The sequence below is a fragment of the Streptomyces sp. NPDC055400 genome (assembly GCF_053644375.1).
In genome coordinates, this window is the sequence record NZ_JBSHLM010000020.1 from 19,508 (window position 1) to 44,435 (window position 24,928).

General features: G+C 67.9%; 25 protein-coding genes. 18 read left to right on the top strand and 7 right to left on the bottom strand.

The genetic code is table 11. The features are described 5' to 3' along the window. The first annotated feature begins 442 nt into the window (after positions 1-442). Positions 443-1,282 carry a fumarylacetoacetate hydrolase family protein gene (locus tag ACWIGU_RS39185; protein WP_454406567.1) on the top strand — a complete coding sequence of 280 codons (840 nt, stop codon included), beginning with the start codon at positions 443-445 and terminating at the stop codon, positions 1,280-1,282. Continuing rightward, positions 1,282-2,235, top strand: coding sequence for an amidohydrolase family protein (locus ACWIGU_RS39190; protein ID WP_454406568.1), 954 nt, complete (start codon positions 1,282-1,284; stop codon positions 2,233-2,235). Before ACWIGU_RS39185 ends, ACWIGU_RS39190 begins: the two co-directional genes overlap by 1 nt. Before the next feature lie 120 nt (positions 2,236-2,355). On the opposite strand, the gene ACWIGU_RS39195 is transcribed toward ACWIGU_RS39190, so the two are convergent. Continuing rightward, the gene (locus tag ACWIGU_RS39195) at positions 2,356-2,958 is read right to left on the bottom strand and encodes a TetR/AcrR family transcriptional regulator (RefSeq protein WP_454406569.1); all 603 of its coding nucleotides are present in this window, start codon (positions 2,956-2,958) and stop codon (positions 2,356-2,358) included. 126 nt (positions 2,959-3,084) lie between these two features. Between ACWIGU_RS39195 and ACWIGU_RS39200 the strand changes: the two genes are divergently transcribed. The 5 genes from ACWIGU_RS39200 to ACWIGU_RS39220 are packed head-to-tail and all read left to right on the top strand — an operon-like array spanning position 3,085 to position 8,526. After that, positions 3,085-4,959 (top strand): 2-oxoacid:acceptor oxidoreductase subunit alpha, encoded by a 1,875-nt coding sequence (locus tag ACWIGU_RS39200; protein WP_454406570.1) that lies wholly within the window; start codon positions 3,085-3,087, stop codon positions 4,957-4,959. Next, a complete protein-coding gene (locus ACWIGU_RS39205; RefSeq protein ID WP_454406571.1) occupies positions 4,956-5,981 on the top strand; it encodes a 2-oxoacid:ferredoxin oxidoreductase subunit beta in 1,026 nt (341 codons plus the stop codon). Before ACWIGU_RS39200 ends, ACWIGU_RS39205 begins: the two co-directional genes overlap by 4 nt. Positions 5,982-6,015: 34 nt before the next feature. Beyond that, positions 6,016-7,146: an amidohydrolase family protein gene (locus ACWIGU_RS39210; protein WP_454406572.1), complete on the top strand. Its 1,131-nt coding sequence runs from the start codon at positions 6,016-6,018 to the stop codon at positions 7,144-7,146. After that, positions 7,146-7,373, top strand: coding sequence for a hypothetical protein (locus ACWIGU_RS39215; protein ID WP_454406573.1), 228 nt, complete (start codon positions 7,146-7,148; stop codon positions 7,371-7,373). The genes ACWIGU_RS39210 and ACWIGU_RS39215 overlap by 1 nt, the downstream gene beginning before the upstream one ends. Positions 7,374-7,383: 10 nt before the next feature. After that, positions 7,384-8,526 carry an acyl-CoA dehydrogenase family protein gene (locus tag ACWIGU_RS39220; RefSeq protein ID WP_454406574.1) on the top strand — a complete coding sequence of 381 codons (1,143 nt, stop codon included), beginning with the start codon at positions 7,384-7,386 and terminating at the stop codon, positions 8,524-8,526. A gap of 256 nt (positions 8,527-8,782) precedes the next feature. Here ACWIGU_RS39220 and ACWIGU_RS39225 read toward each other — a convergent pair whose 3' ends face one another. After that, complete coding sequence (locus ACWIGU_RS39225; protein ID WP_454406575.1) at positions 8,783-9,406, bottom strand: VOC family protein; 624 nt, start codon at positions 9,404-9,406, stop codon at positions 8,783-8,785. A 118-nt stretch (positions 9,407-9,524) separates the two neighbouring features. On the opposite strand from ACWIGU_RS39225, the gene ACWIGU_RS39230 reads away from it, so the two are divergent. Then, positions 9,525-9,848 carry a winged helix-turn-helix transcriptional regulator gene (locus ACWIGU_RS39230; protein WP_454406576.1) on the top strand — a complete coding sequence of 108 codons (324 nt, stop codon included), beginning with the start codon at positions 9,525-9,527 and terminating at the stop codon, positions 9,846-9,848. Positions 9,849-10,485: 637 nt separating this feature from the next. Here ACWIGU_RS39230 and ACWIGU_RS39235 read toward each other — a convergent pair. Then, positions 10,486-11,406 carry a VOC family protein gene (locus ACWIGU_RS39235; RefSeq protein WP_454406578.1) on the bottom strand — a complete coding sequence of 307 codons (921 nt, stop codon included), beginning with the start codon at positions 11,404-11,406 and terminating at the stop codon, positions 10,486-10,488. 122 nt (positions 11,407-11,528) lie between these two features. On the opposite strand from ACWIGU_RS39235, the gene ACWIGU_RS39240 reads away from it, so the two are divergent. The 8 genes from ACWIGU_RS39240 to ACWIGU_RS39275 all read left to right on the top strand — a co-directional run bounded on the left by ACWIGU_RS39240 (position 11,529) and on the right by ACWIGU_RS39275 (position 20,669). After that, entirely contained in the window at positions 11,529-12,527 is a 999-nt protein-coding gene (locus ACWIGU_RS39240; RefSeq protein WP_454406579.1) for an LLM class flavin-dependent oxidoreductase, read from the top strand. Positions 12,528-12,536: 9 nt separating this feature from the next. Beyond that, on the top strand, positions 12,537-13,319 hold the full coding sequence (locus ACWIGU_RS39245; protein WP_454406580.1) for an SDR family NAD(P)-dependent oxidoreductase: 783 nt from the start codon (positions 12,537-12,539) through the stop codon (positions 13,317-13,319). Positions 13,320-13,387: 68 nt separating this feature from the next. Then, positions 13,388-14,170: an enoyl-CoA hydratase/isomerase family protein gene (locus tag ACWIGU_RS39250; RefSeq protein WP_454406581.1), complete on the top strand. Its 783-nt coding sequence runs from the start codon at positions 13,388-13,390 to the stop codon at positions 14,168-14,170. Positions 14,171-14,238: 68 nt separating this feature from the next. Next, a complete protein-coding gene (locus tag ACWIGU_RS39255) occupies positions 14,239-15,720 on the top strand; it encodes a class I adenylate-forming enzyme family protein (RefSeq protein WP_454406583.1) in 1,482 nt (493 codons plus the stop codon). Positions 15,721-15,732: 12 nt separating this feature from the next. Continuing rightward, positions 15,733-16,923 (top strand): thiolase family protein, encoded by a 1,191-nt coding sequence (locus tag ACWIGU_RS39260; protein ID WP_454406584.1) that lies wholly within the window; start codon positions 15,733-15,735, stop codon positions 16,921-16,923. Further along, complete coding sequence (locus ACWIGU_RS39265) at positions 16,923-18,089, top strand: acyl-CoA dehydrogenase family protein (protein WP_454406585.1); 1,167 nt, start codon at positions 16,923-16,925, stop codon at positions 18,087-18,089. Before ACWIGU_RS39260 ends, ACWIGU_RS39265 begins: the two co-directional genes overlap by 1 nt. Further along, entirely contained in the window at positions 18,086-19,165 is a 1,080-nt protein-coding gene (locus ACWIGU_RS39270) for an acyl-CoA dehydrogenase family protein (RefSeq protein ID WP_454406586.1), read from the top strand. The genes ACWIGU_RS39265 and ACWIGU_RS39270 overlap by 4 nt, the downstream gene beginning before the upstream one ends. A gap of 76 nt (positions 19,166-19,241) precedes the next feature. Beyond that, complete coding sequence (locus tag ACWIGU_RS39275; protein WP_454406588.1) at positions 19,242-20,669, top strand: MFS transporter; 1,428 nt, start codon at positions 19,242-19,244, stop codon at positions 20,667-20,669. 168 nt (positions 20,670-20,837) lie between these two features. On the opposite strand, the gene ACWIGU_RS39280 is transcribed toward ACWIGU_RS39275, so the two are convergent. Then, positions 20,838-21,188 carry a DoxX family protein gene (locus ACWIGU_RS39280; RefSeq protein WP_454406590.1) on the bottom strand — a complete coding sequence of 117 codons (351 nt, stop codon included), beginning with the start codon at positions 21,186-21,188 and terminating at the stop codon, positions 20,838-20,840. Positions 21,189-21,327: 139 nt separating this feature from the next. Between ACWIGU_RS39280 and ACWIGU_RS39285 the strand changes: the two genes are divergently transcribed. Then, positions 21,328-21,861 carry a MarR family winged helix-turn-helix transcriptional regulator gene (locus tag ACWIGU_RS39285; protein WP_454406591.1) on the top strand — a complete coding sequence of 178 codons (534 nt, stop codon included), beginning with the start codon at positions 21,328-21,330 and terminating at the stop codon, positions 21,859-21,861. Positions 21,862-21,926: 65 nt separating this feature from the next. Here ACWIGU_RS39285 and ACWIGU_RS39290 read toward each other — a convergent pair whose 3' ends face one another. Both ACWIGU_RS39290 and ACWIGU_RS39295 read right to left on the bottom strand, forming a co-directional pair. After that, on the bottom strand, positions 21,927-22,808 hold the full coding sequence (locus ACWIGU_RS39290; RefSeq protein ID WP_454406592.1) for a 3-hydroxyacyl-CoA dehydrogenase family protein: 882 nt from the start codon (positions 22,806-22,808) through the stop codon (positions 21,927-21,929). Positions 22,809-22,949: 141 nt separating this feature from the next. Beyond that, a complete protein-coding gene (locus tag ACWIGU_RS39295) occupies positions 22,950-23,711 on the bottom strand; it encodes an SDR family NAD(P)-dependent oxidoreductase (RefSeq protein ID WP_454406593.1) in 762 nt (253 codons plus the stop codon). 139 nt (positions 23,712-23,850) lie between these two features. Here ACWIGU_RS39295 and ACWIGU_RS39300 point away from each other — a divergent pair, with 139 nt between their 5' ends. Then, positions 23,851-24,330 (top strand): carboxymuconolactone decarboxylase family protein, encoded by a 480-nt coding sequence (locus ACWIGU_RS39300; protein WP_454406594.1) that lies wholly within the window; start codon positions 23,851-23,853, stop codon positions 24,328-24,330. Between the two features lie 13 nt (positions 24,331-24,343). Here ACWIGU_RS39300 and ACWIGU_RS39305 read toward each other — a convergent pair whose 3' ends face one another. Then, positions 24,344-24,925, bottom strand: coding sequence for a TetR/AcrR family transcriptional regulator (locus ACWIGU_RS39305; protein ID WP_454406596.1), 582 nt, complete (start codon positions 24,923-24,925; stop codon positions 24,344-24,346). Between the last annotated feature and the right edge of the window lie 3 nt (positions 24,926-24,928).

The window sequence follows — 24,928 nt, forward strand, 5'->3', positions numbered from 1 at the left end:
TTTCCGGCCTCTCCAGCGGACGGTACTGGTGGCCCAACGGCTGGTCCACCTCGGACAGCTCCTCCCGCCCGGCGGTAGGGACCTTGCGGGCTACGTGCTCGCGGACCGGGCGGAGACCCCGCACCGTGCGAGCCTGCGTCTCCCGTGCGACCCGGACCGGAGGCGGTCAGGTGGACGTCGTCTCGGGGGCGCCACCTCTCCGGAGGACTAGACGAATAGTTCTGATCATGTTTAATCTGTTCTCAACTGAAGCGAGAAGTCCGCTCAGTCAAGTCCCTCGCTGCTGTGGGAGGCGTCGTCCCGCGGCGCGAGCGGTCGGCAGTTGGGGCGTGCCCTGCCCAACCTGTTGCCGCGAACGCCTTAGTGGGGTGACCAGTCTCGGATGGCCCCTATGGTCGCAGGTCCGGCGCTGGGTCGGCGGCCTGGAAGAGAGGCAGAACCAGTGAAAATCGGACGCTGCACGGACGGCAAAGCGGTGTTCTGGGCCGTTATCGATCCGGACGCCGACTCCGCGACCCCGCTGCCGGGCCCCATCGCTTCCTGGGCGCCGACGGTGCTGGGGGGAGCAGTTCCGACCGCCACCCCCGGGCACACCCTCCGGTTGTCCGACCTGAGGCTGCTTCCACCGGTCGAACGCGGCAGCACCATCGTTGTCGCCGGTGCCAACTACGGCTCGCACCTTGCCGCGTTGGGCTCCGAGCTCTCCGATCGCCCGGCCATGCTGCTCAAGCCGTACAACGCCGTCATCGGCACCGATGAGGAGATCGCCTTTTCCTCCCTGACCGAGCAACTGGACTACGAAGTCGAGCTCGTGGCCGTCATCGGCGCATCCCGCCCCGGTCCGTCGGAGCAAGTCGCGTCAGCCTGGGAGCGTGTCTTGGGCTATACGGTCGGCAACGATGTCACTGCCCGCGACCTTGCACTCGGTGGGGTACTCAAAGTGGACATGTTCTCTGCCAAGGTCCTCGACCATGCCACGGGCCTCGGTCCCTGGATCGTCACCCGCGATGAGTTCGGCGACGGGCAGCCCGATCTCGAACTGACCCTGACCGTCGACGGCGAGGTGCGTCAGAACGACCGCACCAGTTCCATGGCGCGGAACGTGGCCGACTTGCTGAACTACGCCGACGCCCGCACCAGCCTGGGCCCAGGCGACATTCTCTTCACCGGTACGCCCGCGGGAGTGGGTCATGAAGACGGCCGCTATCTACAACCGGGCCAAAAGGTCGTTGCCAGTATCGAGCGAATCGGTTCACTCTCGAACACTGTGGGGTCGCGCTGATGGGGCAGGCATGGACAGACGTCCATCACCACTGGATCTCGCCCAGTTTGCAGCGCGCCCTCACCGAGACGTCCGATGCGGACCAAGGAGGGACAGCTGCCGTGCGGGCGGCGGCCCGGGTCTTCCCGTCCCTTGCCGACCTTGGGGCGCAGCGTGAAGAACTCGCCGCGGCAGGGGGCACGGCAGTACTTTCGCTGCCGCCGATCGGTGGAGCCCTCGATGGCCGGCCGGACGCGGCAGCCGTCCTGCGGTCCTGCAACGACGAGTTGATCGATGCGGCCGGCAGCGGCGCGCCGTTCATTTCGGCGATGATCGCGCTGCCACTACCCGACGTCGCACAGTCGCTGGCCGAATTGGGGCGCATAGGCTCCCATCCGGCTGTCAGCGGAGTCATGGTCTACGCGACGCCCACACGCCGGCCCCTGGACGACCTGAGGTACGAATCCGTCTGGGCTGCCGCTGCCGATCTTGGACTCCCGATCTTTCTTCATCCCGAAGCCGACCCCCTTCCGCAGATCGACGGCTGGCGTCTGAGCGACAGCCTCGCCCCACCCGTCTCGACGAGCCTCCAGGCCGCAAGGATGATGCTGGCGGGGACGCTCGACCGTGTACCGCAGCTCACCTTGATTATTCCGCACCTGGGGGGCGTCCTGCCCTATCTCGCCCAGCGCCTGGTGGATTTGAGCGGGTCCGGTGACGGTGAGCACGATGTCCTGCACTACCTGCGCCATCGCGTGTACCTGGACACCTGCTCATACCACGAGCCAGCTCTGAAGTGCGCCCTCGAGACGGTGGGGCCCGCCCGCCTTCTCCTAGGTTCTGACTATCCATTCCGTGGACCGGCGGCGCGTTGCGCGGACGACATCACACGCGCAGATCTCTCCGCCGAGGACCGCGACAGTATTCTGAATGTGAATGCATCGCTTCTCTTCGCGAGCGGCCATGGCCCCTGATCACTCACGACACGTTCCAAAGGGTGCGCGGAGTGCGTTCTTTCGCGGGAGATCTGCGCCAGATCGTCCGGAGGATTGGACTCGGTCCTGCGGGGATGACGCCGACTGAGGCTGTCGGCTTCAGCCGGTCGCGCGTGACTTGGACCGACCGGTGCTGTTGGCCGACGTAGCCGTCATGGATTTCCACAGAGAGGCCACTCGCGCGGCCGTTGCGTCGGAGCCCGCAGAGGGGACGAGGTAGACCGACAGCGTCAGCCGGATGAACATCTCGGCCAACTGCCGCTTCGTCAGCGTGCCGTCGCGCACCGGGGGGGCGTCCCGGAGGACAGGGTCCAGAGCGTCGGAGACGACTGCGAGGAGCCGGTTGAACTCGCGGGACAGCAGGTCGAGCACGACCGAAGGCTCCAACTCCACGATCCGCATGACGTCAGCATGTGTCGTGCGGTAGTCGAGCAGGGCCTGGAGGACGACTTCCAGGCGGTCCTCGGGCTCGGGGCGAGCCGCGACCGCGTCGTCGAGAGCGGCATGCAGGGTGCGTTCGACGTACTCGCCGATCGCTTCGAGGACTTGTTCCTTGCTTTTGAAGTATCGGTACAGCGTCCCGCGGGAGACGCCTGTCTCCGTGTAGACGTCGCTCATCGAGAACTTGCGCACACCGTAGCGGCCAACGGCGCGAATGGCGCCCTCGACGATTTTCTCCGTGGTCTTGGTGATCGCAGTCACCTGTTGACGGTACCACCAGAAAGGGCACCACCTGTTCGATCAGGGCAGCTGAGGGCAGGCGAGCATGACAGTAGGCACTGAATCTGTATACTCTGTTCAGTAGGTGCTGGATGAATGGAGACGAACATGAGCGAACCGGCGGGCCAGGTGCGTCGGCTGGACCGGGTGGTAGTCCGGTTCGCCGGGGACTCCGGCGACGGCATGCAGTTGACCGGTGACCGGTTCACCGCGCAGGCGGCGGCTTTCGGGAACGATCTGGCGACGTTGCCGGACTTCCCTGCGGAGATCCGGGCGCCTGCCGGGACGCTGCCGGGAGTCTCCAGCTTTCAGCTGCACTTCGCGGACTACGACATCCTGACCCCGGGTGACCGGCCGGATGTCCTGGTCGCCATGAACCCGGCGGCGCTCAGGGCCAACCTCAAAGACCTGGCGCGGGGTGGCACCGTCATCGTCAACACGGACGAGTTCGGGAAACGGGCGCTGGCCAAGGCGGGGTACCCGACCGACCCGCTGGCCGACGGATCGCTGGACGCCTTCCAGGTGCACCTGGTTCCCATGGCCACGCTGACCCGCCAGGCGCTTTCCGACACCGGGCTGACGAAGAAGGATGCCGAGCGAGCCAAGAACATGTTCGCGCTGGGGTTGCTGTCCTGGATGTATCACCGCCCGACGGAAGGCACCGAGCAGTCCTTGCGTGACAAGTTCGCCCGCCGACCGGAGCTGGCCGACGCGAACGTGCTGGTCTTCCGGGCCGGCTGGAACTACGGCGAGACCACTGAGGCGTTCGCCGTCAGCTACGAGATCGCGGCCGCGAGCCTTCCTCGCGGCACGTACCGCCAGATAACCGGCAACGCGGCACTCGCGTACGGGATCGTGGCCGCCGGTGAGCGCTCCGGTCTGCCGGTGTTCCTCGGCTCCTATCCGATCACCCCGGCCTCCGACATCCTGCACGAACTGGCGCGGCACAAGAATCTCGGTGTGACGACCTTCCAGGCGGAGGACGAGATCGCCGGGGTGGGCGCGGCCCTGGGAGCGGCGTTCGGCGGCGCGCTCGCCGTCACGTCGACATCAGGGCCGGGCGTGGCGTTGAAGGCGGAGACGGTCGGCCTTGCGGTCTCCCTCGAACTGCCGCTGGTGGTCCTTGATGTCCAGCGTGGCGGCCCCTCGACCGGGCTGCCGACCAAGACCGAACAGGCCGACCTGCTGATGGCGATGTTCGGCCGCAACGGTGAGTCCCCGCTGCCTGTGGTGGCTCCGCGCTCGCCCGCAGACTGCTTCGACAGTGCCCTGGAGGCGGCCCGGATGGCGCTCACCTACCGCACTCCTGTATTGCTGCTGTCCGACGGCTCACTGGCCAATGGCTCGGAGCCCTGGCTGATCCCCGAGCCGGAGGACCTGCCCGACCTCCGTGTCGACTTCGCGACCGAAGCGAACGCACCGGACGGCAGCGACACCTTCTGGCCCTACTTGCGTGACCCCGAGACGCTCGCCCGGCCCTGGGCCGTACCCGGAACTCACGGGCTGCAGCACCGCATCGGCGGTCTGGAGAAGGCCGACGGCACCGGCGAGATCTCGTACGACCCGGACAACCACGACCGCATGGTCCGGCTGAGGGCCGCGAAGGTCGACGGTATCGCCGTTCCCGACGCCGAGGTCGATGACCCGTCGGGCGCGGCGCAGGTGCTGGTCGTCGGCTGGGGCTCCTCGTACGGGCCGATCGGTGCCGCGTGTCGTCGCGTGCGGCATCGGGGTGAGGACATCGCGCACGTGCATCTGCGCCATCTCAACCCCTTGCCCGCCAACCTGGGTGAGATCCTCGCCCGCTACCGCAAGGTCGTGGTGCCCGAACTGAACCTGGGGCAGCTCGCCTTGATGCTGCGTGCCCGGTATCTGGTCGACACGCTCGGTATCAACAGGGTCGCCGGGCTCCCCTTCAAAGCCGAGGAATTGGAGAACCACTTCCTTTCGGCGCTCGAGGACTTCAAGGAGGTGCCCGCGTGACCAGTGTCGATCTGGGCCTGCCCGGCCTGACCGCCAAGGACTTCAAGACCGATCAGGAAGTGCGTTGGTGCCCCGGGTGCGGCGACTACGCGATCCTCGCCGCCGTACAGGGATTCATGCCCGAACTAGGGCTGGCCCGGGAGGACATCGTCTTCGTGTCCGGCATCGGGTGCTCGTCCCGCTTCCCCTACTACATGAACACGTACGGGATGCACTCCATTCACGGCCGGGCTCCGGCGATCGCCACGGGTCTGGCAGTGAGTCGCTCCGACCTCTCGGTGTGGGTCGTCACCGGCGACGGCGACGCGTTGTCGATCGGCGGCAATCACCTGATCCACGCATTGCGGCGCAATGTGAACCTAAAGATCCTGCTGTTCAACAACCAGATCTACGGGTTGACGAAGGGGCAGTACAGTCCCACATCCGAAGTCGGCAAGGTCACCAAGTCGACGCCGATGGGCTCGCTCGACCATCCCTTCAATCCGGTCTCGCTCGCTCTGGGGGCCGAGGCGACGTTCGTCGCCCGGGCATTCGACTCCGACCGCAAGCAGCTCACCGAGGTGCTGCGGGCGGCCGCCGAGCACCAGGGCACCGCACTCGTCGAGATCTACCAGAACTGCCCCATCTTCAACGACGGGGCCTTCGACGCACTCAAGGAGCCGGGCGAGCGTGAGCGCCGCTTCGTCCCCCTCCGGCACGGCGAACCCATCCGTTTCGGAGCCGACGGCGCCTACGGGGTGGTGCGCGGCCAGGATGGAGGGCTGCGCGTCGCTGAGGTCAGCGAGGACAACGAGCTGGACGTCATTGTTCACGACGCAACTGCCGCCGACCCCGCGCAGGCATTTGCGCTGTCCCGGCTGGATCGGCCGGGCGACATCGGGGTGGGGCACACGGTCACCGGTGTGTTCCGGTCCGTGTCCCGGCCCGCCTACGACGACCTCGTCCGCGACCAGCTCAGACGAGCCGGACCGCGCACACCGCTGCGTGACCTGCTGCGCGGCGCCGACACATGGACCGTCTGAAGACAACCACAACGCATCTGACCTGGGAGAAGCGATGCCGCTCCGTGACGACATGAAACTGATCTCCGTCGACGACCACCTCATCGAGCATCCGAGGGTCTGGGCGGATCGCCTTTCCGCCAGGGACCAGGAGGCGGGCCCCCGCATCATCGAGAACGACGAGGGCCGCCAGGTGTGGACCTACGAAGGGCGGGTCTACCCGAACATCGGGCTCAACGCGGTGGTCGGCAAGGACCCCACGGAGTGGGGCTGGGACCCGGTCCGCTACGACGACATGCTGCCGGGCTGCTACGACCCCGCCGAGCGGCTGAAGGACATGGACGTCGACGGTGTGTACGCCGGCATGGCCTTCCCGTCCTTCCCACGGTTCGCCGGCACGGTCTTCCTCGAGGGCCAGGACAAGGGCCTGGCGCTGCGCTGTGTCCAGGCGTACAACGACTTCGTCCTCGACGAGTGGTCGGCGACCGACCCGAACCGGCTGGTACCCGTGGTGATCCTGCCGATGTGGGACGTCGACGCGAGCATTACCGAGCTGCGGCGCACGGCAGCCAAGGGCGCGAAGACGGTCAGCTTCGTCGAAAGCCCCAGCCCTCTGGGACTGCCGTCCTTCCACACCGACCACTGGGACCCGCTGTTCAGCACCTTCGAAGAGGTGGGAATCCCGCTGAGCATGCACTTCGGCACCTCAGGGACCCGGCCGTTCACCTCGGACGACGCACCGGAAGCGACCTTCATCTCCCTCATGGGCCTCAACTCCATGAAGGCGCTGGTCGACCTGTGCTTCTCACCCGTCTTCCACCGTCACCCCGGCCTGAAGGTCTCCCTGGCCGAGGGCGGCATCGGCTGGATTCCCTATCTGCTGGAGCGAGCTGACACCACGTGGGAGCGGCAACGCTTCTGGCAGGACATCAACCAGGACGTCCGTCCCTCGGAGCTGTTCAGCAAGCACATCTGGGGCTGCTTCATCACCGACCACACCGGCATCGGCCTGCGCCACGACATAGGCATCGATCGCATCATGTGGGAGTGCGACTTCCCGCACTCCGACTCCATGTGGCCCAACAGCCGCAAGGTCCTGCACGACGCAGTGGCGGACGTTCCGGACGAGGAGGTTCACGCCATGGTGGAGCTCAACGCCCGCAAGCTCTTCAAGCTGGACGGCTGATGGCGCCCGATCAACAGCCGGTCGAGCATGATCCGCTCTCGGAGGATGCGGATCTGCTGACGATCCGTGAGGCGCGGGCCCGTATCACCGAGCGCATCCGCGACCTGCGCCAGGAACTGGAGACACTCCGGGACGGCGGAGCACCTCCCGTCGAACTGGAGGCCGTACGAGGCCGCCTCAATCATCTGATCAAGGCGGCGGAACGGCTCGGCGTCGGCCGGGCGTGAGGAGGATTGCGTGCGGCGCACGGTGTACGGCGACGACCACGAGGCTTTCCGCAAGGTGGTCAGGGCGTTCTTCGAGTCCGAGGTGGCCTCGGAGTACGAGGCCTGGGAGGAGGCAGGCGGGCCGCCCCGGAGCTTCTGGACCCGGGCCGGCGAGCTGGGACTCCTGGGCGTGCAGGTTCCGGAGGAGCACGGCGGCGGAGGGGCCGACACCTACCTGTTCAACGCCGTGATCACGGAGGAGGCGCAGGCCGCGGGGGTGGGACTCGGCGGGCTCCGGGTGCATACGGACATCTGCATGCCCTACTACCTGCGGTACTGCACGCCCGAGCAGCGTGGGCGATGGCTGCCGCGGCTGGCATCGGGCGAGGCGATCGCCGCGATCGCCATGTCGGAGCCGGGCGCGGGATCGGACCTGAAGGCCGTCGCCACCACGGCGGTCCGGGACGGCGACCACTACGTCGTCAACGGGACCAAGACCTTCATCTCCAACGCGATCAGCGCCGACCTGGTGATCGTCGCCGTGAAGACGGACCCGGAGGCCGGACGCCGCGGTATCAGCCTGCTGGTGGTGGAGCGCGGAATGCCGGGCTTCGTGAGCGGCCGGAACTTCAAGAAGGTCGGCCTGAAGGCACAAGAGCTGGCGGAACTGTCCTTCACCGATGTACGGGTGCCGGTGGGCAATCTGCTGGGGGAGGAGAACCGCGGCTTCGAGTACCTCATCGCCAACCTCGCCCAGGAACGCCTGTCCATCGCGGTCGCCTCGCAGGCCGCGGCCGGTGCCGCGCTTGCACACACAGTGGACTACGTCGGAGGCCGCAGGGTCTCCGGAGTCACGGTCGGGTCGTTCCAGAACACCCGCTTCGAGCTTGCGGCCTGCGCGACCGACATCGCGGCCGGTCAGGCGCTGGTGGACACCGCGCTGCTCGCCCATGAGCGCGGGGAGCTGAGCCCACAGGACGCGGCCATGGTCAAGCTCTTCTGCACCGAGATGCAGGGGCGTGTGGTCGACCGATGCCTGCAACTGCACGGTGGTTACGGCTATATGTGGGAGTACCCGATCGCCCGGGCGTACGCCGATGCCCGAGTATCCCGGATCCTGGCGGGGTCCAGCGAGGTGATGAAAGTGATCATCTCGCGGTCGCTGGGACTGTGAGGTCGCGCCTCTCCGGGCGGCGAATCCCAGCTCGTGACATCGGCAGGCGGGTACTGCGCAATGCACGGGGATCGCCTGCCGGACAGGAGGCGCTCTCCGCCGCTACGAAGACCCTTCTCGATGAGACTCGACGAGAAGGGTCTTGGCTCGTGGGCGGTATCGGGCGCCGGACGCTCCCTCACTGACAGCCGTTGCGGCTCAGGAGGCGGGCTGTGGTTTCGGGTCCTCGTCCTCGCCGCTGTCCCGGCGCTCGGGGTCAGAGCAGGACGCGCGGGTCGTAGGGCTCGGTCGGCGCGAACTCGTCGCGCCATGCGCGCTCGCTGATCTCGGAGGCGGACGCCCCGGCTTCCCAGGCTTCGACGAGCTTGTCCGGGTCGACGAAGTGGCCGATGGTGTTCGCGGCGAACTCCGGGGAGTGGCGCATGTGCTCCATCGACGTCCAGCTGTCGCCGAAGTTGTCGACGTGGAGCTCAACGCTGTGGCCGTCGGGGTCTGTGTAGTAGAACGCGGTCTGGGCGCCGCCGTCCGTGCAAAGGACCGGGGTGATGCCCTCGCCCTTGAGGCGTACATAGGTGCCGAGCAGTTCTTCGAGGGTGCGGTACGCGAAGGCGAAGTGCTGGACGCGGTGGTGCTGCGCCTTGTCTTCGTCAGGGCGGAGTCCGGGGTATTCCACGAAGGCCATCCGGTGGTTGGCCTCGTCGTTGGTCACCCAAGCGGACTTCATCACCGGGGCACCGTCCGAGGTGTCGGTCGCCGAGTCGGTGCGGTGGACGAGATCCATCCCGATGACGGTGCGGTACCAGGCCACCATGGCGTCGGCGTTGCTGGTGGTGAGCCCGAGGTGATGCAGGCGCGGGTGAACGATGGTCCTGGTGTTCATCGCTGTTCTCCTTTGTTTGCCTTAGCGACTAACACCACCGTACGAGCTTGGATGGAATGTCGGTAGTAGGATCTTTTTTACATTGTAAGTATCTTTTTGAATACTATTAGAGGGTGTCATGGCGGAGGTAGAGGACGCGCGGCGTGAGATGCGCCGGGTCCTGGGAATGATCAGCGGTAAGTGGAAGCTGGAGATCTTGTGGCTGCTGCATGAGCGGACGCACCGGTTCGGAGAGCTCCGCCGTGAGATTCCCCAGGTGACTCAGCACATGTTGACCAAGCAGCTGCGCGAACTTGAAGGCGACGGCCTGGTGGTGCGGACGGTCTACGCCGAAGTTCCGCCGCGCGTGGAGTACACGCTCACTGACAAGGCCCGGTCCCTGCAGCCGGCGTTTGACTCGCTTCTCGCCTGGGCCGTGTCGCAGCACGCCCCTCAGGACTGAGTCTCAGCCGCGGGGGCGTGATTCCTTGAGTTCGCCGAGATCCGGTGGGCGGTCCCGTAGTGCTTGCCGCTTGTCGCGATCTTCGACCGGAGGGGGCCGACCCGTTTCACTGGAACGCTGGTGGACGTGGGTCGCAAGGGCGGCCGCTACCTGCAACCCGAACCAGACCAGAAGGTGGTCGCCCGCATCGAGCGAATCGGCTCGCTTACAAATGTCGTGGGGCCCGTCCTGACCCATCTCCCCCAGCGCCTGAAGGACTTGACCGGGTCTGGGGCGATGATCAGGATGTCCTGCACTACTTACGGCACCGTGTTGTACCTGGACACTCGCGCGTACGGCGAGCCCGCACTGCGGTGCGGGCTCGCCACGGTGGGTCCGCCCGGTCCTCCTCGGATCCGGCCGTTGCCTCCACGGGCCGGCGGAGCGTTGCGTCGACGACATCACGCGCGTAGATCTCTCCGCCGAGGATCGCGATGCCGTCCTGAACGCGAATGTCTCGACTCTCTTAGCGAGGGGGATTGGTTCCTTGTCCCTGGCCCGCCGCTGATCGCGCACGAAGCATTCCGCATTGAGTGGAGTGACTCATGTTTGCCTCATGCGGCTCCCGCGGGAACCGCATGAGGCAACCATGTCTCCGTCAGTCGCTCTTGGCCACCGCTGCCACGCTCTTCGGCAGTCCGGGGGAGACCGCCTTGTGGCCCCACACGCTCAGGGTCTCCGGGTTGCGCTCGCTGATGAGTCCCCAATTGGCACTGGTCATACCGCCGTTGATGTACTCGAAGGCGAAGCCGCTCGGGGTGATCGGGTAGAAGGAGATCACCGGGTCCTGGGTGTGCTTGCCCAGCGAGTACACCATGCCGGTGCCGCGCTCCTGGACCAGGTCGTGTGCGATGCCGACGTCGTCCAGGTCGTTGACGCCGATGCCGATGTGGTGCAGGCCCCGGTGGCCCGGGATCATGCCGTAGGCGATGTTGTGGCTGAGTGTGGAGAGCTTGGTGCCCCAGAAGCCGATCTGCCCCCGGTAGCCTCCCATTCCGTGGCCGAACCAGCGGAAGCCCATGACATTCGCCAGGAAGTCGTCGAGCTCCGGCGGGTACTCGGGGATGATGAGGACCAGGTGCCCGACGCCCAGCTCGTCGGCGACGAAACCGGCGTGCGGTCGACCGGGGACGAAGGAGCGCTGGGTGAACTTCTGGCCGTAGAACAGCTCGTGCCGGTAGCCGACCGGGTCGGTGAACTGCACGAGCTCCGTCACCCCGCGCTTCTCCGCCAGCTCCGCGTCGCCGACGGACACCTCGACGCCTGCATCCTGGAGCTTGGCGATCGCCGCGTCGTAGGCGGGGCGGTTGGCGATCTCCCACCCGATGTAGGCCAGTTGCTCCGATTCCCCGGGGTGGACCGCGATGCGGTACCGGCGGTCGTCCATCCTCAGGAACACGGTCTCGTCACCCTCGCGGGCAGGCGCGAGCCCGAATCCGAGGACCTCAGGACCGAAAGTGAGCCAGTCACGGTAATTGGGCGACTCAACCCCGACGTAGCCGATACCCAAGATGTCCATCGTGCAACTTCCTTTCCCAGCCGGGTCCGCTCATTGAACGGATGTTACGATTTCAGTATCGTGCGTCTCGCTGGCAGTTGCGTCAAGTCACCGCAAAGGCGAGTTACCTGGGAGGAACCGGTATGCGGCTCGGGACGGTCGTGCTGTGGGGCGACGACATTGCGGACTTCCGCCGGCAGGTGCGCCTGGCGGAGGAACTCGGTTGCGAAGTGATCGGCGTCGGGGACTCGCCGGCCGCCTGGCACGACATGTATGTGTCGCTGGCCGTGGCAGCGCAGGAGACCAGCAGCGCCACTCTCGCGACGATGGTCACCACACCCTTCCTGCGGCATCCCGCCGTCACCGCGAGCGCCGCCTCCTCCCTGCATGAACTCGCCGGTGGACGGTTCCGTCTGACCATGGGCATCGGCGGCAGCGCGCTGGCCTCGCTGGGGCGCTCCCGGGCGAAGATCTCAGAGGTTCGCGACTACCTGGGTGCCCTCCGTGAACTCCTGGAAGGGCGCCGGGCGGAGGTGGACGGCTCCACGACCGCGAGACTGGCGCGCGCCCGTAGCCTGCCCGTCTACCTCGCGGCCGACGGCCCCCGTGCGCTGCGGCTGGCCGGTGAGCTCGCCGACGGAGTCGTCATCGGCGTCGGACTGTCGCTGGACCTCGTTGCCCAGAAGATCGACACGGTCCGCGAGGCCGCGCGCGACGCGGGCCGGGATCCCCACGCGATCGACTTCTGGGGCATGGGCTTCACCTCCGTACGGGACAGCCGGGCCGAAGCGAACAACGACATCAGCGCCTTCCTCGCGTCGGTCGGCGGTATGGGGCTGAAGTCCCCGCACATGCGGGCGATCATTCCACCCGAACTCCTGGGTGCGGTGGAGGAGTTGGAGCGACGGTACGACCCCAGGGAGCATGTGGTGGTCGGTAGCCCGCAGGCGCGCATGGTGGAGGAGCTGGGGCTGACCGACTTCCTCGTCGGACTGAGGGGAGTGACGGGGAGCCCGCAGGAAGTGCGCGCCTACACCGACGAGCTGGAGAAGCTCGGTTTCAGCTGTCTCATCGCGCCGCTGCCCGGCAATGTCGATCCCGAGGGCATGCTGGCCCGTCTCAGTGCCGCGCTACGGGACTGAGGGCATCCGGTGAGCAGACTCGACGGCAAGGTGGCCCTGGTCACGGGCGGCGGCAAGGGGATCGGGCGAGGGATCGCCCGGGCCTACGCGCGCGAGGGCGCGGCGGTGGTGATCGCCGAGATCGACGAGGAGGCGGGTGCCCGGACCGTCGCGGAGATCCAGAAATTCGGCACCGCGGCCCTTGCGCCCGCCGACGTCGGGCGCAAGGAGGACGTGCTCGCCGCGGTCCGTACGACGACGGGTCGGTTCGGCCGACTCGACGTGCTGGTCAACAACGCGATGGCGCTGTCACCGAACGTCCTGCTGGAACAGAAGACGGACGACATGCTTGACCGTGTGCTGCGCACGGGACTGTGGGGCACCTGGTGGGCCATGCAGGCGGCCTTTCCCGTGATGCGGGACCAGGGCGGCGGACGCGTCGTCAATCTCTACTCGATCGACGCCGAGGCGGGTGCCTGGCTGCACGCCGACTACAACGCGACCAAGGATGCCGTGCGTGGTCTGACCAGGACCGCTGCCGCCGAGTGGGGTCGCCACGGAATCCTGGTCAACCTCATCGCCCCGACCGCCGCCGGCAGCGTCTTCGAGGAACTCGCCGCGGCCACCCCGGGCTTCGCCGAGATGGCCGCCTCGATCAATCCGCTCGGCCGGGTCGGTGACCCGGAAGCGGACGTCGCACCCGTCGCGGTGTTCCTCGCCTCTGACGGCTCGCGCTGGGTCACAGGGGAGACGATCCACGTCGACGGGGGGCAGCATCTCCCCCGCTATCAGAGCCGCCCTCCTGGCCTCTGACGGCAGGCGCCGGTCCGCTGTCCGCCTTCTTCGTTCCTCTTCCCCGAGACCTCAACAGGAGTTGCGCCATGGCTGATTTGGAGTATGAGGTTGCTGACGGCATCGCGACGATCCGCCTGAACCGGCCCAAGCGGAAGAACGCGTTCACCCTGGAGATGGTGGATGCCTGGGCGGCGGCGCTCACCGAAGCCCGAACGGACGCCGAGGTGCGTGTCGTGGTGCTGACCGGGGAGGGTGACGCTTTCTGCTCCGGTGTGGATCTGGACGACTTCACCGGTGGCCGGACGTCGGTGCTGGCCGACAAGGAGCTGCTCACCGATCGGGTGCACCGGGTCGCGCTGGCACTGGAGGACCTGGACAAGCCGGTGCTGGCGGCCGTGAACGGGGTGGCGGTCGGAGCGGGGATGGACATGGCGCTGATGTGCGACATCCGGTTCGCCGCACGGTCGGCGCGATTCTCCGAGGGGTATGTGCGCGTCGGACTCGTGCCCGGAGACGGCGGGTGCTACTACCTCCCGCGGATCGTGGGTACGGCCAAGGCGCTGGAGCTGCTGTGGACCGGTGACTTCGTGGATGCCGAAGAGGCGAGGCGGATCGGCCTTGTCAGCCACGTGCATCCGGACGCGGAACTCCTTCGCGAGGTGTACGCCTTCGCCCGCAGGCTGGCAGACGGCCCACCGGTGGCCATCCGGCTCATCAAGCGGGCTGTCCGCCAGGGGCAGACGTCGGATCTGCGCTCCGCTCTGGACCTCATCTCCTCGCATCAGGCGGTCGTTCAGTCCACGAGGGATTCACAGGAGGCGTACGCGGCGTTCCGGGAGAAGCGCAAGCCGGTGTTCGAAGGTCGCTGAGCGACGAGAGGGCATCGACACCGAGCGGGCTATAGACGCTCTGAACAGAAACTGATTAATGTGTTCACATGAACCTGCTTCTGCTGCTGGAGATGGCGGCCGCGGGCTTCGGTGACCGCGTCGTGCTCGGGAGTCCGCGCGGCGGCGTCACCGCCGCGGAGCTGCATGCGCGAGCGTTGTCCGGTGCCGCACACATCAGGCGTTCCGGGGCCCGTTCGCTGGTCTATCTCGCCGGGAACGGGGCGGCCTTCGCGGTGGCGCTGTTCTCGGGAGCCGCGGCCGGCGTGCCGGTGGTCCCGCTCAACTACCGGCTCGGCGCTGAACGGTTGCGGGAGTTGGTGGCCGCTCACGAACCCGGTCTGGTTGTCGCCGATGACACGAGCGCGGCTCGGCTCGGGGACGTGCCGGCGCGGCTGACGCCCGAGCAGTGGCTTGAACTGACGGCCGGGGAGGCGGCCGAGCCGGCGCCCGTGACCGAGGCCGACCCCATCGCACTGTTGCTCTACACCAGCGGCACTACCGCGGCGCCCAAGGCGGCCGTGCTCCGGCACAGCCATGTGTCCTCCTATGTTCTGTCCACCGTGGAGTTCGCGGGCGCGGGCGAGAAGGAGGCCGCGCTGGTCAGCGTGCCGCCGTACCACGTCGCCGGAGTTTCCAACACGGTCAGCAACCTCTATGCGGGTCGCCGGGTGGTCCACCTGCCCGTTTTCGACCCCGGCAGCTGGCTCGCCGCCGCGCGCGACGAGGGCATCAGCCACGCACTGGTCGTACCGACCATGCTCGCCCGGATCACGGAGTACCTCGGCGCCCACCCTGCGGACGTACCGACGCTCACATCGCTTGCGTACGGAGGTGCGCCGATGCCCGCCGCGGTGATCGAGCGGGCGCTGCGGCTGTTCCCGCACACCGGTTTCGTCAACGCCTACGGCCTCACCGAGACGAGTTCGACCATCGCCCTGCTCGGCCCGGAGGATCACCGGGACCCGGCCCGGCTCGGATCGGCGGGGCGGATCGTGCCAGGCGTCGAGGCCCAGATCCGCGACGAGAACGGTGAACCGCTGCCACCGGGGGAGCCCGGTGCCCTGTGGGTGCGCGGCGACCAGATCTCCGGCGAGTACCTCGGTGTCAACGGGGCCCGGGAGCCCGGAGGTTGGTTCCACACGCGCGACCGCGCGTACGTCGACGCCGACGGCTATCTGTTCATCCTGGGGCGCGCGGACGACACGATCATCCGCGGCGGCGAGAACATCGCCCCCGCCGAGATCGAAGAGGTGCTGCGCGCCCACCCGGCGGTCGCCGACGCCGCCGTGACCGGTCTGCCCGACGAGGAGTGGGGCGAGCGCATCGCGGCTGCAGTCGTACTCACGGCGGAGGCCGCCCCGCCCACCCCCGATGCATTGCGGGAGCACGTACGAGCCGTACTGCGCAGCTCCAAGACCCCCGACATCGTCGTCCTGGTCCCCGACCTGCCGTACAGCGACCTCGGCAAACTCGCCCGCAAGCAGGTAGCCGACACGGTACGGACGGCCCTGCGGACCTCTCACGCCTGAGGAAGGCACACCATGCAATCTGCTGTGATCGTGGACGCCGTGCGCTCCCCGAGCGGGCGCGGCAAACCCGGTGGCGCGCTCTCGTCCCTGCACGCCGTCGATCTGCTGGCCCAGGTCTTCAAGGCCCTGATGGCTCGCAACGACGTCGATCCGGGCGAGGTCGACGACGTGCTCGTCGGCTGCGTCAGTCAAGCGGCGGACCAGGCCGGAACGCCGGGCCGCTGGGCCTGGCTGGCCGCGGGCCTGCCCGAACACGTCCCCGCCGTCACGATCGACCGCCGGTGCGGGTCGAGCCAGCAGGCCGCGCACTTCGCCGCGCAGGGCATCTTGGCCGGGGCGTACGACATCGCCGTGGTCGGCGGCATCGAGTCGATGAGCCGGGTGCCGATGGGATCGGCGCGGATGGGTGGCGACCCCTTCGGCCCGACGGCGAGTGCCCGGTACGCGCCCGGTCTGGTCCCGCAGGGCATCTCCGCCGAACTCGTCGCCGCCAAATGGAAGGTGACGCGTAATCAGGCAGACACGTATGCCCTGAGGTCGCAGCAGTTGGCCGCACAGGCGGCGCAGTCCGGAGCGTACGACGCCGAAATCGTCCCGATCACCATGCCTGACGGGTCCGTGGTCGCCGTCGACGAGACGATCCGGCCCGGCACCTCCGCCGACGCTCTCGCCCGGCTGGCACCCTCGTTCCGAAGTGAGCAGATGGGGGCACGATTCCCGGAGATCAACTGGTCGGTGACGGCGGGGAATTCCTCGTCGCTCGCGGACGGGGCCAGCGCCCTGCTGGTCATGAGCGAGCGGCGCGCCGAGCAGCTGGGTCTGCGTCCGCTGGCGCGCTTTCACACCTTCGCTGTCGTCTCCGACGACCCGATCACCATGCTCACCGGGCCGATCCCGGCCACCGAGAAGGTTCTCGCGCGAGCCGGCCTGACCGTCCAGGACATCGACCACTTCGAGGTGAACGAGGCATTCGCCCCCGTTCCGCTCGCCTGGCTGGCGGAAACCGGAGCCGACCCCGAGCGGCTCAACCCGCGCGGCGGTGCGATTGCCCTCGGCCACCCGCTGGGTGCGTCGGGGGCCCGGCTGATGACCACCATGGTGCACGCGCTGGAGTCCACCGGCGGCCGCTATGGCCTGCAGACGATGTGCGAGGCCGGAGGCATGGCCAACGCCACGGTTATCGAACGGCTGGGAGGCTCCTGATGGCCGTGTTCACCGCGGCCGCCCTCGTTCCCCGACCTGTCCGCCTCGATGCGGATGCTGCGCAACTGCGCAGCGAGGTAAGGGCATTCCTGACGGCCGAGGAGGCCGCAGGGACCTTCGAGCCGCGCTGCGACAGCTGGTTGTCCGGCTGGGACGAAGACTTCAGCCGTCGCCTCGGCGCGCGTGGCTGGCTCGGCATGACGATCCCCCGGGAGTACGGCGGTCACGGCCGTACCGCCCTGGAACGGTACGTCGTCACCGAGGAACTGCTCGCCGCCGGTGCCCCCGTGGCGGCGCACTGGGTCGCCGACCGGCAGACCGCACCGTCCTTGCTCCGCTATGGGACCCCGGAGCTGCGTGAGCGGTACCTGCCGGGCATCGCCCGCGGCGAGTGCTACTTCGCCATCGGGCTGAGCGAGCCGGACGCCGGTTCCGACCTCGCGGCAGTGCGGACCAGGGCCGAACGGGTAGCCGGCGGCTGGGAGATCACCGGGACCAAGGTGTGGACGAGCGGAGCCCACCACGCGCATGCCTTCTTCGTCCTGGCCCGTAGCGCACCACAGGAAGGAAGGAGCCGTCATGCCGGGCTGTCCCAGTTCGTCGTCGAACTGTCTGCGCCCGGTGTCACCATCAGGCCGATCCGGCTGATCACCGGTGAGCACCACTTCAACGAAGCCGTGCTGGACGGCGTCTTCGTCCCGGACGACATGGTGCTCGGCACCCTCGGGGAGGGCTGGCGTCAGGTCACCTCGGAACTCGCCTTCGAGCGGAGCGGTTCCGAGCGCTTCCTGTCCACCTTCCCGCTGCTCGCCGCCCTCGTGGACGAGCTCGTCGCGCAGGGCGGCACGGGCCGGCGTGAACTCGGCCACCTTGTGTCCCGGGTGTGGACGCTGCGCCGCCTGTCCCTGTCGGTCGCGGCGGCCCTCGACCGGGGCGAGGTGCCGGACGTTGCCGCCGCGCTCGTGAAGGACCTGGGGACCCGGCTGGAGAACGAGATCACCGACACCGCGCGGCTGCTCACCCGTACCGAGCCCGATCCGTCCGCGGCCACCGGCCTACCCCGGCTGCTTGCCGATGCCGTGCTGCACGCCCCGGGCTTCACACTGCGCGGCGGCACCAACGAGATCCTGCGCGGCGTGGTGGCGCGGGCGATGGGGATGCGATGACGAGCACGGTGTCCGAGGACGAACTGCGGCTACTGGCCGCGACCTGCGCCGAGATCTTCGCCGCGCACGAGGACGGACGGCCTCCGGCGGGCGGGTGGGACCCGGAACTGTGGCAAGTGCTGGAGGAATCCGGACTCGCTCAGGTATCCGTGCCGGAGAAGGCCGGTGGCAGTGGAGGAACACTCCGGGAGGCGGCCGCCGTCATCCGCGCGGCGGGCGAGTACGCGGCCTGCGTGCCGCTGGGCGAGACGGCGCTGCTCGGCGCCTGGCTGCCGGCCCAGGCCCGACTGCCGGTCACCAACGGCCCTTTGACGGCGGCGGACGGGACGGGTGCGCTCACCGCGCGGCGGAGCGGCGACCGTTGGGAGCTGCGCGGACGATTGTCACGGGTGCCGTGGGGCAGGCATGCGGCGGGGGTCGCCGCCGTGGTCGTGTCGGAGGACTCCGAAGAGGCCGTGGTGTTGCTCAGGCCTGCGGATTTCACCGTCGAACCGGGCCTCAGCTCAGCCGGTGAGCCGCGCGACGACCTGTACGTCGACATCCGGCCGGAACCGCATCACGTGGCCCCCGTGCCTTCGGGCACCGCCGACCGGCTGCGCCTGCGGCACGCGCTTCTCCGTACGGTCCTGATCGCCGGGGCTGCTCAGCGTGTCCTGGCTCTCACCTTGCGGTACACCTCCGAACGCGAGCAGTTCGGCCGAGCGCTGGGACAGTTTCAGGCCGTCCAGCAGCAAGTAGCCGAGCTGGCCGCCGAGACGACGGCGATCCGTGCGGCGGCCGACGCCGCCGTCGCGCTCTGCGATGCCGAGGGCGTCGCGGACGAGCGGGCTGCTTTCGCCGTCGCCGCCGCCAAGGTCCAGGCCGGACGCGGCGCCGGAGTGGTCGCGCGCATCGCCCACCAGGTCCATGGCGCGATCGGCTTCACCGACGAGCATCCGCTGAGGCTGGCCACCACCCGCCTGTGGGCCTGGCGCGACGAGGCGGGTGACGAGGCGCACTGGGCGACCGGGATCGGCGACCTGGCCCTGGCCGCGGGCGCACGGGGGATCTGGCAACTCATCACCGACGCGGAGTGACACCACACCACCACCGACGTATGACCACCACCCACGAGGAGCCGCACGCATGGACCTGCAACAACCTCCTGTTGATGTGAGTGAGCGTCCCCCGGAGACCCAAGGAGCCTCCGGCTTCCGTGAGTTCGCCGTCATTGCGGCACTGATGTTCGCCGCGCTGCCCTTCCTGCTGGCCGAGACGCTTTACTCGCCTGCCCTGCCCGCGGTCGCTGCGGAGTACGGAAAGCCGCTCGCAGACGTGAGCTGGCTGCTCACCGGACACCTCCTGTTCGCGGCAGTGCTGACGCCGATCGCCGGCCGTCTGGGGGACCTGTACGGCCGGGGCCGGCTGCTCGTTGTCGTCCTCGCGGTCACTGCTGTGGGGGCTGTCGTCGCGGGCCTGGCGTCCACGCTCCCCGTGCTGATCGTCGGACGTGTGCTGCAGGGCGCCACGGTCGCCGCTGTTCCCCTCTCACTCAGCGTGGCCCGGGACGCGCTGCGGCCGGAGCGCGTCGGACTTGGTGTCAGTCTGCTCAGTGCGGTCTTCGGGGTGGGCGCGGGGTTCGGCTTCCTGTTCTCGGGGCCGATCATGGATCATCTCGGCCTCGATTGGCTGGCGTGGTCCGTGGCCATCGTCGCGGGCATCGGCATCCTCCTGCTGTCTGCGACCGTCTTCGGGCTGCGGCCGACCACCACCGGGGAACGCAAGAGAATCGACCTGCTCGGCGCACTCCTGCTGGCCGTGGCCCTGGTCCCGCTGCTTCTGTACATCAGCAAGGGGTCCGAGTGGGGCTGGCTCTCGACGAAGGGGCTCCTGTATGTGGCACTGAGCGTGGTCGCGGCGGTCGCCCTCGTCAAGGCGGAGCTGACCGTACGAGATCCGATGCTGGACCTGCGGGCGCTGTCCCGGCGCTCCGTGTGGTCTTTGAACATACCCGCGCTCTCCGACAGCGTGGGCAGCCTCGGGGCCAATTTCCTGATTCCCCAGCTGGTGGTCCTTGGCGCTGTGAAGACATCCTGGAACTGGGGAGAGACGGCTACAGACGCCGGGCGGCTGCTGCTCGCGTGCAGCATCGGCATTCTGCTCGGCGGGCCCCTGACCACCTTCTTCAAGAACGTCGCCGACCCCCGGACCCTGCTCGCGACCAGCTTCGGTCTCTTCCTGGTGGAGTACCTGGCCATCGCTATGTTCCACGGCACGCACGTGGTGATCCCCGTAGCGCTCTTCCTTGGCGGGGTCGGGTTCGGGATGTGCAGCGCCTCCGTCGCCAACCTCGTGATAAGAGGCGTCGAACCGTCCCTGACCGCGGTCGCCATGTCGGCGAACTACACCCTGCGCCTCATCGGCGGATCGGTCCTCACCCAGGTGCTCGCGGCGATCCTGACCGCGAGTGCGACCGCGCACGGGGGCGCGGTGACCGAGGGGGCATTCCAGGCGGCGGCGTACACCTGTGCGGGCCTGGTCCTGCTCGGAGGACTGTCGACCGTGCTGATCCCGAAGGGCGAAACAGTCCAGCGCGCTTGAAGCGCCGACGGCCTGACCGGCGATCCGGGCGCCTCGGCCCGGACGTGGTCGGCGCCGGATGTCCCGCAACGACAACGTGCCTCCATCCCGGGGGATGGAGGCACGTGCCCGGCAGTGGATGTGCCATGTGATCGTGAGCTGGTCCGAGATCGCGACCGTGGAGCACGATCAGAGCGATGCAAAGCCCAGTACCACCGGCGCCACGGACACGAGCATGATGACGGCCGGGGTGCCGACACCCTTCTTGTCGCCGGCACGGACGTGAGTGATCACGGCGCCCAGGAAGTACAGGACGACACCGATCGCCGCTGCGATGCCCAGCGGCCGGTAGGCGATTCCGACGAGCAGCCCGAGAGCACCCGCGATCTTGATCAGGCCGAGCGGCAGGAACCAGCTGTCCTTTACCCCGACCGCCTTGAGCCCCTCCGTGATCTTCGGGTCGCGGGCGATGTCGCCGCGGGCAGAGGTGAGCAGCAACAGGGACAGCACGACAGCGAGGACGACATAGGCGATGAACACGGAGAACTCCGAAGGTGGGGACGAGGACCCTTGACCGGTCCGCGTATGGAGGATGGTAAACGATGTGCGAATAGAAATAATGTAAGTTCATCAATGATTAATTGCAACTGACTGTCCCAGCACTTGCTACGGTCGGACCATGGCCAGTGAACGATCCGGCGACACCGCCCCCGCGCCTCGCGCTCCCGACGCTTCCGCGACCTGCGACGACATCCCTGAATCCGCCTGTCCGGAGTCGCGCCTCGCCTTGCTCCTGGCGCGGCACGGTGGCGTCACCGAGGCCTGGATCCGCCAGGCGCTTACCGCGTCCGGGGTCACACCCCGCCATGCCGTCGTGCTGATGGACCTCGACGGCGGGCAGCTCGGCCAGCGCGAACTCGGTGCCCGGCTGCGCGTCGATCCCAGCGTCCTGGTCGCCCTCCTCAACGCGCTGGAGGACCGTGATCTGGTTCGACGACGCCGGGATCCCGCCGACCGCCGCCGTCACATCGTCCAGATCACCGAAGCGGGCAAGGCTGCCGTTACCAAGCTCGACGCCGCCATCGGCTGTGTCGAGGACGAGCTCTTCGCCGACCTCACCGCGCAGGAACGCGACACCCTGCGCTCACTCCTGGCCCGTGTTCGCACCACCCACGACGGCCCCTGCGACGCCTCGCCGGCCGCGGACGGCTGAATACGCGAACGTGCCCGGGGTGCGGAGCGCGACATGCTCCGCACCCCGCACGCAGTCCATGACGATCAGGTCGAAGGTTCGGCGAGGCGTTTTCCGTCCGCGCTGTACTGGTAGATGCCGTGTCCGGTCTTACGCCCCATGCGGCCGGCCGCCACCAGATTGCGTAGGGTCACGGTCGGCTTGAACCGCTCCCCGAGGGTGTCTTCCAGGGAGGTGAGGATCTTCAGGTAGGTGTCCAGGCCGTTGAAGTCGCCCAACTCCAGAGGTCCCATCGGGAAGTTGAGCCCGAGCCGCAATGCGCGGTCGATGTCCTCGGCACTGGCGACACCCTCCTCGAGCATGCGCAGGCATTCCAGGCGAACGATCGCCGAGATCCGGGAGGTGAGAAAGCCCGGGCTGTCCTTGCGGCAGATCACGGTCTCCTTGCCGAGCCCCTCGGCGAACGCCACGGCGCGTTGAACACACTCCTCGCTGCTGACCAGTCCCTGGACGATCTCGACCAGCCGCATCAGCACCGGCGGATTGAAGAAGTGCAGACCTACGAGGCGATGGGCATCGTCGGGTACCGCGCTGCCGATGGCGGTGATGGACAGCTGCGAGGTGTTGGTGCCGAGCAGTGCGGTCGCCGGAGCGGACTCGACGGCCTGGCGGAGGACATACTGTTTCACCGCGAGGTCTTCGACGACCGACTCGACGACGACCTGGGCGCCGCTGACGGCATGCTTGAGATCGGTCGTACGTTCCAGCTTGTCCAGTGCGCTGTCTGCTGCCTCGCGGGTCATGCGGCCCTTGGCCACGAATCGATCCAGGCTCGACGTCATCGCGGTGCCGGCGCGATCGAGCTGCGCCTCGGAGGTGTCGACGAGCAAGGTGTCATGGCCGGTCGAGGCACAGAGCTGCGCGATGCCGGATCCCATTGTCCCGGCACCGATCACGGCGACCTTCACGACGCTCCCCTTTCCGGTAGATGGCGCTGTGGCGCCTGCGTGATCCGCCGAGTCCCGTCGGGGGCATCTACGATGGTGCTCGGCGGATCCGAAGATGCAGCATAGCTAATGAGTCAAATTTTGTTCAATGTGTTCAGCGCCTCAGATCGTCGACATGCCGCCGTCCACCACGAAGTCCGCACCGGTGATGTACGAGGCCTCGTCCGAGGCGAGGAAGGCGGCCAAGCCGACGATGTCCCTGGGCAGGCCAGGGCGGGGGACCAGGAGCTGGGCCGTAAGAGCGTCTCGGACCGCGGGGTCGGCGAACTGGGCTGCCGTGCCCGGGGTTTCGACTACTCCGGGGCTGATGCTCACTGCTCGGATCCCGTGCTGGGCCCCTTCCGCCGCCAGCTGTCGGGTCATCGCCAGAACGGCACCCTTGGTGGCCGCGTGAGCGAGCATCGGGACGGTGCGGCTGGCTGTGTGGCCGGCCATGGACGCGATATTGATGACCACTCCGCCACGCTCCGTGAGGTGCGGCCACGCGGCCTGGGTGACGTGGAAGACCAGGTCGAGTTCGTTGCGTACCGTGAAGTGCCAGTCGTCTAGGGGTATCGCGCCCACTGGGCCGAACCGGGCCGCGGACGCGTTGTTGTAGACGATGTCGAGTCGCCCGTGCTCGGCCACCGCCTGTTCGACCCATGTGCGTGCGGCCGTGCTGTCGCCCAGGTCGACCGGGGCGGCCGTGGTCATTCGGCCGCCGGCGGCCCTGACCGTAGTGGCGGTCTCGTCGTTGGCCTCGACGTTGAGATCGCAGCCGACGACCACCGCGCCGTCCTCGGCGAAACGGAGCGCGGCGGCCCGGCCCATGCCTCCGCCGGTGCCCGTGATGAGGGCGACTCTTCCTTCCAGGCGTCCGTTCATTGCGCTGCCTCCCTGTGCTGACGGTGTTGAACTATGTGTGCAAAATTTGTCACATCTGATTCATCGACGATAGGCTTGAGCCATGGCTGCTGTCGAACCTGTGCCTCGGGCTGATCTGGACGAGGAGCTGCACGCCCTCATGGGAGAGGCCCGGGCATCCCGGGCGTTGAGCAGTGACCTGCCCGTACGTATATGGGCCCACCGGCCGGAACTCGCCAAAGCCCAGCTCCGGTTGCAGCGCGAGGCCCATGAAGGCCGCTTGCTGGACGGGCGGTTGATGGAGCTGGTGCGCCTCAGGATCGCGGCTGCGAACGACTGCCGGGCCTGCCAGGTGGCACGAAAGTCCGACGACGTGTCCGAGGAGGACGTGGCGTGCCTCTCGGCGGACGACCCTCGGTACACGGCGAAGGAAGCGGCGGCACTGCGCTTTGCGGAGCTCTTCGCGATGGACCACCTGGCGATCGATGATGACGTATTGGGTGAACTTCACCGCCACTTCACCGCCGCCGAGATCGTGGAACTGGGCATGTTCGCCGCCCTCATGCTGGGCTCCGGGCGACTGGCCAGGGCTTTGCGGGCGTACGAGGATGACGAGCGGCCGCCGGTGATCAGGGGCTGAGCCGCATGGACCGTCAGGGCGGGGCGCCGGGCAGCGTCGGCTCAACGGGAACACTCAGGCCATCGAGGAACAGTTGTAGATGGCGGTGTGCGAACTGCCGGAAGTTGACGTACATGATTCCAGGCAGCGGACGTGTCAGTTGGGCGAGTGCCATGCCCAGGTCATCGACAGCCACGTCCGTGCGCAGGCAGCTCGCTACGCGGGCTTGGCTCATCAACGTCTCGAAGGCGCGCTCGAGTCGTGTCCTAGCTTGATCCACCTCTGGGCAGGTCGGGTTGCCGTTGTCCGTGACCAGGGTGCACAGGGCGCCGATGCCCTCATCCAGCGCCCGGTGCATGAAGTGCCGTAGCGCCTCGAAGGCGTCGGCTTGATCGGCGAGAGCCTGCTCCGCCACGTCCGTGATCATGGAGATCGAACTCAGCGTCACCTGGTGGATGAGTTCGCGCCGGGTCGTGAAGTGGCGGTAGACGGTGGCGTTGCCGACACCGGCCCGCCGTGCGACTTCGTTGAACGGCACGTTGGTGCCGTAGTCCCTGATGGCCTCGCGGGCGGCATCGAGGATCCGCTCACGATTGCGTGAGGCATCCGCGCGCATGCG

Coding starts and splice junctions, on each gene's coding strand:
- ACWIGU_RS39285 (WP_454406591.1), top strand. CDS start 21,328: ATGGCCAGTGAACGATCCGGCGACACCGCCCCCGCGCCTCGCGCTCCC.
- ACWIGU_RS39300 (WP_454406594.1), top strand. CDS start 23,851: ATGGGAGAGGCCCGGGCATCCCGGGCGTTGAGCAGTGACCTGCCCGTA.
- ACWIGU_RS39215 (WP_454406573.1), top strand. CDS start 7,146: ATGGCGCCCGATCAACAGCCGGTCGAGCATGATCCGCTCTCGGAGGAT.
- ACWIGU_RS39250 (WP_454406581.1), top strand. CDS start 13,388: ATGGCTGATTTGGAGTATGAGGTTGCTGACGGCATCGCGACGATCCGC.
- ACWIGU_RS39240 (WP_454406579.1), top strand. CDS start 11,529: ATGCGGCTCGGGACGGTCGTGCTGTGGGGCGACGACATTGCGGACTTC.
- ACWIGU_RS39190 (WP_454406568.1), top strand. CDS start 1,282: ATGGGGCAGGCATGGACAGACGTCCATCACCACTGGATCTCGCCCAGT.
- ACWIGU_RS39210 (WP_454406572.1), top strand. CDS start 6,016: ATGCCGCTCCGTGACGACATGAAACTGATCTCCGTCGACGACCACCTC.
- ACWIGU_RS39305 (WP_454406596.1), bottom strand. CDS start 24,925: ATGCGCGCGGATGCCTCACGCAATCGTGAGCGGATCCTCGATGCCGCC.
- ACWIGU_RS39200 (WP_454406570.1), top strand. CDS start 3,085: ATGAGCGAACCGGCGGGCCAGGTGCGTCGGCTGGACCGGGTGGTAGTC.
- ACWIGU_RS39225 (WP_454406575.1), bottom strand. CDS start 9,406: ATGAACACCAGGACCATCGTTCACCCGCGCCTGCATCACCTCGGGCTC.
- ACWIGU_RS39295 (WP_454406593.1), bottom strand. CDS start 23,711: ATGAACGGACGCCTGGAAGGAAGAGTCGCCCTCATCACGGGCACCGGC.
- ACWIGU_RS39235 (WP_454406578.1), bottom strand. CDS start 11,406: ATGGACATCTTGGGTATCGGCTACGTCGGGGTTGAGTCGCCCAATTAC.
- ACWIGU_RS39255 (WP_454406583.1), top strand. CDS start 14,239: ATGAACCTGCTTCTGCTGCTGGAGATGGCGGCCGCGGGCTTCGGTGAC.
- ACWIGU_RS39230 (WP_454406576.1), top strand. CDS start 9,525: ATGGCGGAGGTAGAGGACGCGCGGCGTGAGATGCGCCGGGTCCTGGGA.
- ACWIGU_RS39265 (WP_454406585.1), top strand. CDS start 16,923: ATGGCCGTGTTCACCGCGGCCGCCCTCGTTCCCCGACCTGTCCGCCTC.
- ACWIGU_RS39270 (WP_454406586.1), top strand. CDS start 18,086: ATGACGAGCACGGTGTCCGAGGACGAACTGCGGCTACTGGCCGCGACC.
- ACWIGU_RS39260 (WP_454406584.1), top strand. CDS start 15,733: ATGCAATCTGCTGTGATCGTGGACGCCGTGCGCTCCCCGAGCGGGCGC.